The organism is Winogradskyella aurantiaca (assembly GCF_003362725.1).
GTDB lineage: Bacteria > Bacteroidota > Bacteroidia > Flavobacteriales > Flavobacteriaceae > Winogradskyella_A > Winogradskyella_A aurantiaca.
Genome location: NZ_QKTV01000002.1, coordinates 110,941 through 123,703 on the forward strand (window position 1 = coordinate 110,941; position 12,763 = coordinate 123,703).

10 protein-coding genes are annotated in these 12,763 nt (G+C 38.9%); 9 read left to right on the forward strand and 1 reads right to left on the reverse strand.

Going from position 1 to position 12,763, the window contains the following annotated elements; translation table 11 throughout:
- The first annotated feature begins 12 nt into the window (after window positions 1-12).
- Both DN064_RS04660 and DN064_RS04665 read left to right on the forward strand, forming a co-directional pair.
- The gene (locus DN064_RS04660; RefSeq protein ID WP_115461468.1) at window positions 13-3,207 is read left to right on the forward strand and encodes a VPS10 domain-containing protein; all 3,195 of its coding nucleotides are present in this window, start codon (window positions 13-15) and stop codon (window positions 3,205-3,207) included.
- Window positions 3,208-3,336: 129 nt separating this feature from the next.
- Window positions 3,337-3,930: a hypothetical protein gene (locus tag DN064_RS04665; protein WP_115461469.1), complete on the forward strand. Its 594-nt coding sequence runs from the start codon at window positions 3,337-3,339 to the stop codon at window positions 3,928-3,930.
- Window positions 3,931-4,040: 110 nt separating this feature from the next.
- Here the strand turns inward: DN064_RS04665 and DN064_RS04670 are convergent, their stop codons facing one another.
- Window positions 4,041-4,718, reverse strand: coding sequence for a Crp/Fnr family transcriptional regulator (locus tag DN064_RS04670; RefSeq protein WP_115461746.1), 678 nt, complete (start codon window positions 4,716-4,718; stop codon window positions 4,041-4,043).
- A 105-nt stretch (window positions 4,719-4,823) separates the two neighbouring features.
- Here DN064_RS04670 and DN064_RS04675 point away from each other — a divergent pair, with 105 nt between their 5' ends.
- The 7 genes from DN064_RS04675 (at window position 4,824) to DN064_RS04705 (ending at window position 12,760) form a co-directional block, all read left to right on the forward strand.
- The gene (locus tag DN064_RS04675; RefSeq protein WP_115461470.1) at window positions 4,824-7,196 is read left to right on the forward strand and encodes a heavy metal translocating P-type ATPase; all 2,373 of its coding nucleotides are present in this window, start codon (window positions 4,824-4,826) and stop codon (window positions 7,194-7,196) included.
- Between the two features lie 73 nt (window positions 7,197-7,269).
- Window positions 7,270-7,464: a cbb3-type cytochrome oxidase assembly protein CcoS gene (ccoS, locus tag DN064_RS04680; RefSeq protein WP_115461471.1), complete on the forward strand. Its 195-nt coding sequence runs from the start codon at window positions 7,270-7,272 to the stop codon at window positions 7,462-7,464.
- A gap of 2 nt (window positions 7,465-7,466) precedes the next feature.
- The gene (gene ccoN, locus DN064_RS04685) at window positions 7,467-9,674 is read left to right on the forward strand and encodes a cytochrome-c oxidase, cbb3-type subunit I (protein ID WP_115461472.1); all 2,208 of its coding nucleotides are present in this window, start codon (window positions 7,467-7,469) and stop codon (window positions 9,672-9,674) included.
- 5 nt (window positions 9,675-9,679) lie between these two features.
- Window positions 9,680-9,871, forward strand: coding sequence for a CcoQ/FixQ family Cbb3-type cytochrome c oxidase assembly chaperone (locus tag DN064_RS04690; RefSeq protein WP_115461473.1), 192 nt, complete (start codon window positions 9,680-9,682; stop codon window positions 9,869-9,871).
- Entirely contained in the window at window positions 9,868-10,854 is a 987-nt protein-coding gene (locus tag DN064_RS04695; protein WP_115461474.1) for a cbb3-type cytochrome c oxidase N-terminal domain-containing protein, read from the forward strand. Before DN064_RS04690 ends, DN064_RS04695 begins: the two co-directional genes overlap by 4 nt.
- Before the next feature lie 12 nt (window positions 10,855-10,866).
- Entirely contained in the window at window positions 10,867-12,291 is a 1,425-nt protein-coding gene (gene ccoG / locus DN064_RS04700; protein WP_115461475.1) for a cytochrome c oxidase accessory protein CcoG, read from the forward strand.
- Between the two features lie 22 nt (window positions 12,292-12,313).
- Complete coding sequence (locus tag DN064_RS04705; RefSeq protein WP_115461476.1) at window positions 12,314-12,760, forward strand: FixH family protein; 447 nt, start codon at window positions 12,314-12,316, stop codon at window positions 12,758-12,760.
- Window positions 12,761-12,763 lie beyond the last annotated feature (3 nt).

Sequence of the window (12,763 nt, forward strand, 5' to 3'; positions counted from 1 at the left end):
TAACCCAAAACAATGAAACGATTATTTAGTTTGGTTATACTATTCTGTATAACCCTTGTTCCCGCTCAGGAATTCTCGATGGACATGGTCAAAAACAAGACCCCTAGAAATATAGGTCCTGGCGGTATGTCTGGCCGTGTGACCGCAATTGATGTACAACTATCAAACCCCGATGTCATGTTCGTAGGAACCGCATCAGGAGGACTTTGGAAATCTACCTCAGGTGGTATCAAGTGGGAACCTATATTTGACAATGAAGCAACCGCTTCAATAGGTGCCGTTGACATCCAGCAATCCAATCCGTCTGTTATATGGGTTGGTACAGGTGAAGGGAACCCAAGAAACTCCTTAAATGGAGGTTATGGTGTTTATAAATCTCTTGATGGTGGAAAAACTTGGAACTTGATGGGACTTGAAGAAACAAGACACATCCATAGAATCATTGTGGACCCTACCAATCCAGAGGTTGTATATGTTGGAGCCATTGGATCTCCCTGGGGAGAACATGAAGAACGTGGTGTTTTCAAAACCACCGATGGTGGCAAAACCTGGAATAAGATCCTTTTTGCCAACAATAAAACAGGTGTTGCGGATATGGTTATGGACCCTAACAATCCTAATAAACTCTTCGTTGCCATGTGGGAACATAAACGCGATCCATGGTTCTTTAATTCTGGTGGAGAAGGTTCTGGGTTACATATGACCCATGATGGTGGACAAACCTGGAAAAAAATTGGAAGTGACGATGGCTTTCCTAAAGGTAACTTAGGACGAATTGGTGTGGCAATTGCGCCAGGAAAAACAAACGTTGTTTATGCCCTTGTCGAATCAAAAAAGAATGCCCTTTATAAAAGTACCGATGGTGGCTTCACTTGGAAGATGATCAATAATAAAAACGACATTGGTAACCGTCCGTTCTATTACTCAGAGATCTATGTAGATCCCCAAAATGAAAATAGAGTGTATTCGATTTTTACCTATGTCAATGTATCTGAAGATGGAGGAAAAAACTTTAGTCAATTAATGCCTGCCTATGGTGCTAATAATGGTGTTCATCCAGATCATCATGCCTGGTGGATACATCCTGAGGATGGTAGTTTTATGATCGATGGTAATGACGGTGGAATGAACATGACACGAGATGGTGGAAAAACATGGCGTTTTATTGGCAACTTGCCAGTGGCGCAGTTTTATCATATAGCGGTAGATAATGAATTCCCGTACAATGTGTATGGCGGCATGCAGGATAATGGATCGTGGAGAGGCCCAGCCTATGTGTGGCGTGCTCAAGGCATAAGAAATAGCTACTGGCAAGAAATTAGCTTTGGTGATGGATTCGACGTGGTTCCAGACCCAGTGGACTCCCGATACGGCTGGTCGATGAGCCAGCAGGGATACGTAAGTCGTTACGACTGGCAAACAGGAAATAATTTTGGAGTTAGACCTACCCATCCTGATCCTGAGGTACGCTTGCGCTTCAACTGGAATTCAGCTATCAATATTGATCCTTTTGATACCAGCACCATTTACTTTGGAAGTCAATTTGTTCATAAATCGACTGACAAAGGAGAAACCTGGACCGTGATTTCCCAAGATCTAACAACTAACGATCCGGAGAAACAAAAACAATCTGAGAGTGGTGGGTTAACAATGGATGCTACTGGGGCGGAAAACCACTGTAGTATTCTGGTAATCGAACCTTCACCATTAGAACAAGATATGCTCTGGGCAGGATCTGATGATGGACGCGTACATTACACTACTGATGGAGGTGCCAATTGGACCGACGTATCAAAGAACCTAAAAGGATTGCCAGAAGGAAGCTGGATCACGCAAATTAAAGCCTCTAATAAAAACAAAGGAGAAGCGCTGTTAATTGCTAATGATTACAGACGTTATAACTACACTCCTTATGCCTACAGGACCAAAAACTACGGGAAATCCTGGGAACGGATTGTAGATGAAACTGATGTTAAAAGCTACACTCTTGCTATTGTAGAAGATTTAGTAGAACCAAACCTATTGTTTTTAGGAACGGATGATGGTTTATATGTCTCTTTAAATGCAGGAGAGAATTGGACTAAGTGGACCGAAGGATTCCCAACTACTTCCGTAAAGGATTTGGTGATTCATCCAAGAGAGCATGACTTGGTTATTGGGACATTTGGAAGAGCAGCTTGGGTTCTGGACGATATTAGACCTTTAAGAGCTATGGCAAAGGACAAATCTGTTATGGATGAAAACATTACGCTATTTGATCCACCAACAGGATATCAAGCCGCTTATCAGCAACCTACGGGAAGCAGATTTGGAGCAGACGCAATGTACCATGGAGAAAACAGACCTGGGGGTGCGCGATTTAGCTATCTATTTAATAAAATGGAACAGGATACATCCAATGATGATGTACAAAAGGAAGCTTCAGAAGAAGAAACTGAGAAAAAAGTCAATTGGGATTCGCTTCACTTAAAAATCTATGACGGAGACCGACTCATTAGAACCCTAAAACGTACAGTTCCAAAGGAAAACGGTCTACACAACTGGACCTGGTATATGGATGAAGCTGGGGTAGATTATCCGTCCCGTCGCACTAGAAACAGAAACCGTGAACCAGGAGGAGTTAGTGTTAAGCCTGGCACTTATCGCGCGGTTTTACATTATGGTGATAAGACCTCCGAAACCAACATAACAGTTGCCTCGGATCCAAGACTTGAGGTTTCTCAAAAAAATATTGATGAAGTTTATGCTACAGCTAAGCAATTAGAGAAAATGCAGCAAACTGCTGCCGATGCCGTGAAACAGCTTTTGGAAAGTAAGACTGTTGCTAAAGGCTATCAGACTCAGTTGGCGAAACTAGATAAAAAGGCTTTCAAAGAGCAGATTAAATCTTCGAAGGAAATCCAAAAATCAATTGATAGTCTAGTTAACAAGTTTCTTGGAACACCAGATGATCGTCAGGGAATCACTAGAAATCCTGAAGTAACAGTGATGCAAAGACTTGGCCTAGCTAATAATTATGTCTATAATAGTCAAACAGGTATCACAAGTACCGAGACTACATTAATTAAGCATGCCAAGGATGCCATGGCTAAAGCATTAGGTGAAGTCAATGCGTTTTTCAGAGAAGACTGGGCAACTTACCAATCATCAATGAAAGACGTCAAACCAGATCCTTTTAAGGAGATAAAGTCCTTTAGTCTGGATTAACTAATTAGAATTTAAAAATAAAAAGCGAATCACGAGATTCGCTTTTTTTGCTTGAGAATTTTCTAATTATTCTTTGTATACATTCAGCATACTATTGCTATTTTTACCGCATCAAAAATCAATCAAAAAATGCAAACAATCACATCAAAATTGGCAGTCAAATACTGCCTTAAATTCAAAACACTTTTAATTTTCGTCATTTCAATTACAAGTATCACTGGCTGTGATAGAAATGATAATGATCTACAAAGAATTATTATCTCCGATTTTAAAGCTGACGAATTAATTAAAATGCATGGAGGTGATGAAAAATCGTGGCGTTTCACTGAAGTTATAGTTCCTTCAGGTTATGAAGATTACCCCTCACTTCCAAATAGTTCATGTGTATCAGATGACGTTTATACTTTTACAGCATCAGCCACGAATGAAAGTATAGAACCTGTTATTATTAGTTTGGGAGAATCCCCATGCTTTAACGAAATAAGCGATTCAGAGAGTTTCAATGCACAGCTGCTCTATGTACCTTACCTTTTAAACGACGAAGAAGTTGTTGAAGTAACTCTTATTCTAGAGTATTCCAGATATGAGGAAGCAGATAATTTAACTATTACTTCCAGGACATCGTATCAATTATCAGAACTTACAGAAGACAGGATGGTATTTTCTACAGGGGCAGTTTTTGTTGACGATTATACTTTTGCGTATGTATTTGAAAAACTGTAGTATTTAAAAACTTAAAGAAACTAACAGGAATTTCTCAAATAAAACAAGCGTTTTTTATCCTTTTGAACAACAGAATGATTTAAATCCTATTTAAGAATTTTCAGAAAATATTATTCCATCCACTTGAGGCTATTGTAATCCTCAATTTTAATACGTTTTCCTTTGGTCGAGATGATGCCCTCTTTTTTGAATTGCGATAAGATTCTAATGGCAGACTCCGTAGCGGTTCCAACGATACTCGCATAATCCTCACGACTCATAACAATAGTTAAAAATCCATCCTCATCTGTTCCAAATTCATCGTGAATGTACATTAAGGTTTCAGACATACGTCTCCTAACAGATTTCTGAGCCATGTTGACAATATTGTCATCTGAAGCCAACAAATCTTCAGCCATGCGCTTAAGAACATCCATAGTAAAGTTGGGGTTCTTTTTGAGATCTTGCATGATCTCACTCCTAGGAATAAAACACATCTCCATATCATTAAGTGCCACAGCACTAAGGTTGGTCTTTTGCTCAGTGATTAATGAGCGTTTACCTAATAGCCCTCCTTTGACCACTAACTTTACCACCTGATCTTTTCCGTTCTCACTGAGCTTTGTCAATTTACAAACTCCATCTCGTACACAATAAACACCGTTGAGGGATTCACCCTCCTGAAAAATCACCTGACCTTTTCGAAAAGATTTTCCAGTTTTACACGCTGAAACGCGCATCAGTTCTTCCCTTGTCAAGGCTTTCAAAGAGTTGAACTCCTTAACAATACACGATTCACATTTACTCATATCAATTGATTTAGTCAATTACTAAAATACGTAATACATGACAAAAATCATATTTTACCCTTAACATTATTTTCACATTTGTATCAGGTATAATAGAGCAAATAAATGGAAGACAATCAATGTTTTCATTGTGGTGACCCTTGTGGTTCTACACCTATTCATTTTCAAGAAAAACAATTCTGTTGTAACGGTTGTAAGACGGTTTTTGAGATTTTCTCAGAAAACGACTTAACCAGTTATTACGATCTTCAAAAATCACCAGGAGCCATTCCTACTGAAATTGAAGAAAAGTATGATTTTCTTGATCAGGCTTCAATTGTGCAAAAGCTCACTGAATTTCAAGACGATGATATTGAGATTGTTACGCTTTACATACCTCATATTCATTGCAGTTCCTGTATATGGATTCTGGAAAACTTGAACAAGCTGAATCCCAGTATCAGTAATTCTCAAGTTAATTTTGGTAAGAAGACGGTACGAGTCACCTATAGTGCTAAAAATACAAGTTTAAAAGAACTGGTACTTTTACTCAGTAGAATCGGTTATGAACCCTATATAAGTTTAGAAGATTATAGTAGTTCTGAAAAGCATATCAACCGCAGTTTAATTTATAAACTTGGTGTTGCCGGATTTGCTTTTGGAAACATTATGTTCTTATCCTTTCCGGAATATTTCGAGGTTAATGAATACTGGTTGGAACAGTACAAACACTTTTTTAGATGGTTGATGTTTAGCTTATCGCTGCCGGTGGTTTTTTACTCTGCACAAGATTATTTTATTTCAGCATTTAAAGGCCTTAGAGCAAAACTGCTAAATATTGATGTCCCCATTGCTCTCGGTATTACAGTTTTATTCCTAAGAAGTACCATAGATATCATGTTCGATCTGGGATCAGGCTTCTTTGACAGCCTATCTGGGTTGGTCTTCTTTTTATTGGTTGGAAAGTTCTTTCAACAAAAAACCTATGACTTCTTGTCTTTTGAACGGGACTATAAATCCTATTTTCCAATTGCCATCACAAAAATAAATAAGGACAACACAGAGGAGAGCATTCCTGTTTATAAGATTGAGCAAGGAGATCGTTTATTGATTAGAAATGAAGAGCTAATTCCTGTTGACGGTATCTTAATTAAAGGTGAAGGCGCCATAGATTACAGTTTTGTGACCGGTGAATCACATCATGTCGCCAAACATTCAGGAGACAAACTTTTTGCCGGTGGTAAGCAAAAGGGGGGTGTTCTAGAGATTCAGGCTCTTAAATCGGTCGAACAAAGTTATCTCACGCAACTTTGGAGTAATGATATCTTCTCAAAAAATAAGGAAGAGGGGTTCACCAATATTACCAATGCCATTTCCAAGCACTTTACAATTGCTATTTTAACCATTGCCCTAATTGCTACAAGTTTCTGGCTTTATGCAGATATATCAAAGGCGATGAATGTGTTTACCGCTGTATTAATCATTGCCTGTCCTTGTGCCATTGCCCTTTCTGCTCCCTTTACATTTGGTAATATGCTGCGCATTTTTGGGAAACTAAAGTTTTATATTAAAAATGTTGGGGCTTTAGAGCAACTCTCTAAAATCAACACCATTGTCTTTGATAAAACAGGAACTTTAACTTCTAATAGTAACCATACGAGTTACGTTGGCGAACCTCTCAATACAAAAGAAGAATTGGTTCTTAAAAACACGCTTAGAGGATCCAACCATCCCTTAAGCAGATCCTTATACGAATTACTGCAATCCAATGACATCATCAGTCTGGATCATTTTGCTGAGCACACTGGTAAGGGCATCGAGTCAAGCTTTAAAGGCATTGATTTAAAAATTGGATCGGCCAACTTTGTCGGGCAAGCTCAGGAGCAAACAATAACTAATACTGTTGTCCACATAAGTTCAAATAATGAATATAAAGGACATTTTGCTTTCTATAATAATTATAGAAAGGGGGTATCGGGATTATTCAAACGTTTATGGAAACAATTTGAATTAATTGTCTTATCAGGAGATAACGATAGTGAGCGAGACAACCTTCAAAAACTGCTCCCAGCAAAGACCAAACTCATCTTTAATCAAAAACCGGACGATAAGCTGGAATTCATAAAGTACCATCAATCTGAAGGTTCAAAGGTTCTAATGGTTGGTGATGGTTTAAATGATGCCGGCGCTTTGGCACAGAGCGATGTTGGAATTGCCATCTCCGATAATGTCAATGTCTTCTCTCCTGCATGCGACGCCATCCTAGATGCCTGCAAGCTCAACCAACTTGACTCCTATCTATGGGCCAGCAGGAAAGCTATAGATATAATAAAATGGAGCTTTGTTTTCTCTTTTTTTTACAATGTTATAGGTCTGTACTTTGCAGTAACAGGCCAATTAGAACCTGTAATTGCGGCCATACTAATGCCTTTAAGTTCTATTAGTATTGTTGTATTTACCACAGTATGTACCAACATGCTGGTACGAAAATTGAAATAATAAAATGGATATGATAAAAATCATGTTTTAACCATGGACACCAAAGTATTTTTGAAACATAACTTCAGTAGGTATGAGCGTTATATATATTCTCTTGAGCATTAGCATCATAGTAGCTATTGCTTTCTTCATCATATTTATCCTAGCGGTAAAATCTGGACAATACGACGACGGCTACACGCCATCTGTTCGCATGTTGTTTGAAGATGAACTTGTAAAAAAATCAACAAAACAATCAATAAATACTAATACAGACAAATTACACTAACTATGGAAATGCAACAGTTTTACTACGATAATAAAATCGTAAAGAAATTTATCTATGCCACCATACTGTGGGGAGTGGTTGGGATGCTGGTAGGATTGCTACTGGCATTCATGTTTATTTTCCCTAACCTAACCGATGGTATTTCGTGGTTAAGTTTTGGTCGTCTACGACCTCTGCATACTAATGCTGTAATTTTTGCCTTTGTGGGTAACGCCATTTTTGCGGGAGTCTACTACTCTTCGCAGCGGCTACTTAAAACCAGAATGTTCAGTGATTTCCTGAGTAATTTTAATTTCTGGGCATGGCAATTATTAATCGTTGGAGCAGCCATTACCTTGCCACTAGGGATTACCACCTCTAAAGAATATGCCGAATTGGAATGGCCATTTGATATTGCCATTGCACTTATATGGGTAGCCTTTGGTGTTAACCTCATTGGTACCATCTTAAAACGCCGACAACGACATCTCTATGTTGCCATCTGGTTTTACATTGCCACGTTTGTAACGGTTGCAGTCCTCCATATTTTCAACAGTTTAGAACTTCCTGTGAGTGCTCTAAAGAGTTATTCTGTTTACGCAGGTGTACAAGATGCGCTGGTGCAGTGGTGGTATGGACATAATGCGGTAGCATTTTTCCTAACCACTCCGTTCTTAGGGCTTATGTACTACTTTGTACCTAAGGCTGCCAACAGACCTGTGTATTCGTATCGACTTTCCATCGTACACTTCTGGTCTCTTATTTTTATTTATATCTGGGCCGGACCACACCACTTATTATATACAGCACTTCCAGAGTGGGCACAACACTTAGGTGTAGCTTTCTCGGTAATGCTTATTGCTCCATCCTGGGGTGGTATGATCAACGGTTTATTAACCCTTCGTGGTGCCTGGGATAAGGTAAGAACGGATCCTGTGCTTAAGTTTATGGTCGTAGCCATTACAGGTTATGGTATGGCAACCTTTGAAGGTCCTATGCTATCGCTCAAAAATGTTAATGCGATTGCGCACTTTACAGATTGGGTTATTGCACACGTTCACGTGGGTGCTCTAGCATGGAACGGCTTCCTGGCCTTTGGTATGATTTACTACCTGGTTCCTAAATTATTTAAAACACGTCTGTATTCCTTTAAACTGGCCGATGCACATTTCTGGTTAGGAACCTTAGGTATTGTACTCTATGCACTCCCCATGTATGTTGCCGGGTTTACCCAGGCAAGTATGTGGAAACAGTTTAACCCTGATGGAACATTGGTTTACGGTAACTTCCTTGAAACCGTAACTGAAATTATGCCTATGTACTGGATGCGTGCTATTGGAGGTACGCTTTACATTGTTGGAACCTTGATATTGGTTTATAATGTTGTTATGACCATTAGACATGCCGATTCTAAAGTAGAAGATGAGTTGGCTGAAGCCCCAGCTCTGGCAAGAGTAACTGGTAAACGTGTTGCCAATGAAGGATGGCACACCTGGTTGGAAAGAAAGCCTGTATTATTGACTGTTTATGCTACCATAGCCATTCTTATTGGTGGTGTGGTTCAAATTATACCAACCTTAGTTGTAGAGTCTAACATCCCAACTATTAGTAGTGTTAAGCCTTACACAGCTCTAGAGCTCGAAGGGCGCGATATCTATATTAGAGAGGGGTGCGTGGGTTGTCATTCGCAAATGATACGTCCGTTTAGATCTGAGGTAGAGCGTTATGATCTCTCTAATGACAAACAATATTCCAAAGCTGGTGAGTATGTGTACGACCATCCGTTTTTATGGGGTTCTAAAAGAACTGGTCCAGACTTACACAGGCTTGGGGGTAAATATTCAGACAACTGGCACTTTAACCATATGTATGACCCGCAAAGCACATCAAGTGGTTCCATAATGCCATCCTACCGATGGCTCATTAAAAATGAGTTGGATAAATCTATGACCGAAAAGAAAATGCAGGCCATGGTGACACTTGGAGTTCCTTATACAGAGGAAGAAATAGAAAATGCACAAGCCTCAATGTTAGAACAAGGAACTCAAATTGAAAATAACCTCTACAGTGATCCGGATTTTGTTGCTTCCTACGAAGCTGACAAGGCGGCAGCTGGAAGTGATTTTGTTGAAATGAAAAACAGAGAAATAGTTGCTCTTATTGCCTATCTCCAAAGACTTGGAACAGACATTAAGAAATCTGATCTCGAAAATCAAACTGCTCAAAACTAAACATCATGCTAAAATTTATAAAACATCATATGGAGAGTATCGCAGGGATTGAGATCTATCCGCTAATCTCTCTCGTCATCTTTTTCACCTTTTTTATGGTCCTGTTTTACTGGGTTATTACCGCTAAGAAAGACTATATCACTAAGGTGAGTAACATTCCTTTAGAAACTAACAATCAAAACGACAGCATATTATGAGAAATCTAATCCCATCATACATACGTGTTCCGGTTGTCTTTTTCATCATTGCCGGCCTTGTTGAATACTATGTTCCTTCAGGTGATCAACCTGCATTTATAGAACAACCAGTAATTATGCTGTTTTTAATCTTAGTGCTTTGCATACTATTAGCTATAGAAGGGATTGTGGCAGCTTTAGATAATATTCTATTTAGAAGCTTAGATAAGGAAGCCCAGGCACGCTATTTAGAGCAAAAGAATAAGGCCCCAGAATTCAAACGATTAAAGGCCATATATCTAAAACTCTTGGGTAGTAAACCCATTGAAGAAGAAGCAGAAATTATTCTTGATCATAACTATGACGGTATTAAAGAGCTTGATAATAGCTTACCACCATGGTGGCTATATGGTTTTTATGTCACCATCATCTTTGGTGTGGTTTATATGATACGTTATCACGTATTAGGTGCTGACGACCAATTTGTGGAATATGAAATCGAGTATGCCGAAGCAGCCAAGGCCATTGAAGAATACAAAAAAACAGCTAAGGATCTAGTAGATGTTAACACCGTTGAGTTGTTAACAGACGCAGGTGATCTTAACGCTGGTAAGAAGATATTTGAAGTTAACTGTGTGGCCTGTCATATGGCAGACGGTGGCGGAGGTATTGGACCTAACCTTACTGATGAGTATTGGATTTTAGGTGGGGGTATTAAAAATGTCTTTAATACCATTTCTGAAGGTGGTCGTTCCGGTAAAGGGATGATTGCTTGGAAAGCCAGTTTAAAACCTTCGGAAATGGCACAGGTAGCTAGTTATGTTCTGCAATTTCAAGGCACAACAGCGGCTAATCCAAAAGAACCAGAAGGTGAGATTTGGGTAGATGAAAGTGCAGTAGAAGAATCTACACAGGAATCTGCTACAGAGGCAACCGAAGAGGCTCCTGCCGAAGAAGCAGCCGAACCTATTGAAGCCACCACAACTGTAGCATCAAACAACTAACGAACAACGTGCATGGAAGCGCCACCAAATGAAGTATTTAGAGATTCCATTGCTACCATCGATGAAGAAGGTAAGCGTAATTGGATATTTCCTAAAAAACCTGCCGGACCGCTTTATGAAAAACGAAAACTGGTAAGTTACTTTTTGCTGGCGTTTCTCTTTGCAGCCCCCTTTATAAAAATAAATGGAAACCAATTCCTGATGTTTAATGTGCTGGAACGGCGCTTTAACATCTTTGGACTGCCCTTCTGGCCTCAGGACTTTCATTTGTTTGTTATTTCCATGATTATTGGAGTGGTCTTCGTCACCCTATTTACGGTTGGATTTGGACGCATTTTCTGCGGTTGGATTTGTCCGCAGACTATTTTTATGGAAATGGTATTCAGAAGAATAGAATATGCAATTGAAGGAGATAGAAACAAACAAATGCGTCTTAAACGCCAGAAATGGGATGCAGAAAAAATTCGTAAACGAAGTTTGAAATGGTTCATTTTTATGATCATTTCGTTTCTCATTGCCAATATATTTCTAGCCTACCTAATTGGGAGCGATAAATTATTGAACTATGTAAAAAATGGGCCTTTTGAGCATATGGGTACATTTATACCACTTATAATTTTCACCGCTGTCTTTTATTTCGTGTTTGCCTGGTTTAGAGAACAGGTGTGCATTATTGCCTGCCCATATGGCCGACTGCAAGGTGTCTTACTAGATACAAAGTCCATAGTAGTGGCTTATGATCATAAACGCGGTGAAGGTGAGAATGGACGAAAAAAATTTCGGAAAAATGAGGACCGTGATGCTCTAGGCCATGGTGACTGTATAGACTGCTTCCAATGTGTCCACGTTTGTCCAACAGGAATAGATATTAGAAATGGCACTCAACTAGAGTGTGTTAATTGTACCGCCTGTATTGACGAGTGTGATACCATCATGGAAAAGATCAACAAACCTAAAGGTCTTATACGTTACGCTAGTGAAGAAAACATAGAAAATAAAGTCCCTTTTAAGTTTACTGCTCGCATGAAGGGATACGTTGCGGTTTTAGGCATACTAATAGCTGTGTTGTTAGGTATGTTGGCCTTACGCAACGATGTTGAAGCGACCATACTGCGACTTCCAGGTCAATTGTATGAGCGTAAAGACAATAATGTGATCAGTAATGTGTACACCTATAAGCTCATCAATAAAACAACGGATACTATAAAAGGGGTCACCTTTAGAGTTAGAAATCAAATGGGAATTGTCAAATTGGTATCCAATAATTCCAGTATTGAAGTTCCTGCTACGGGGTTAGCGGAAGGCACCTTATTCATTGAAATGAAACAGGGGGATCTTGAAGGAGATAAACACAAAATTCGTGTAGATGTGTATAGTGAAGAAGAGTTAATTGAAACGACAAGTGTAAGTTTCCTTGGACCTAGAAGTTATAATTAATAATTGCTAAAAGAAGAATAAAATGAAGTTAAACTGGGGAACCGCCATTGTTATTGCCTTTATAGGATTTATAGGCTTTATCATGTTTTTTGTGGTACGCATGAGCACGGATGACAAGTACAATCACGAGTTAGTAGCTGATGATTATTATCAGCAAGAATTAGAATATCAAAATGATATAGACAAAGTTGAAAACGCTAAAGCACTTTCTGAGGAGATCAGTTATAAAAAAACTGAGGAAGGATTGCTTTTAAGTTTCCCTAAAGAAATTGATCAATTAAAAATAGAAGGTAAAGTGTTCCTAATAAGACCATCTAATAAACAATTAGATTTTGAAATGCCTATTTCATTATCTAACCATTATTTGCTCATACCTGACAACCGTTTATTGGATGGTCGTTGGAACATTAGAATCGAATGGACCGAGGGAAAGGAAACCTACCTTTACAAATCGGCATTAACGTATTAAGCT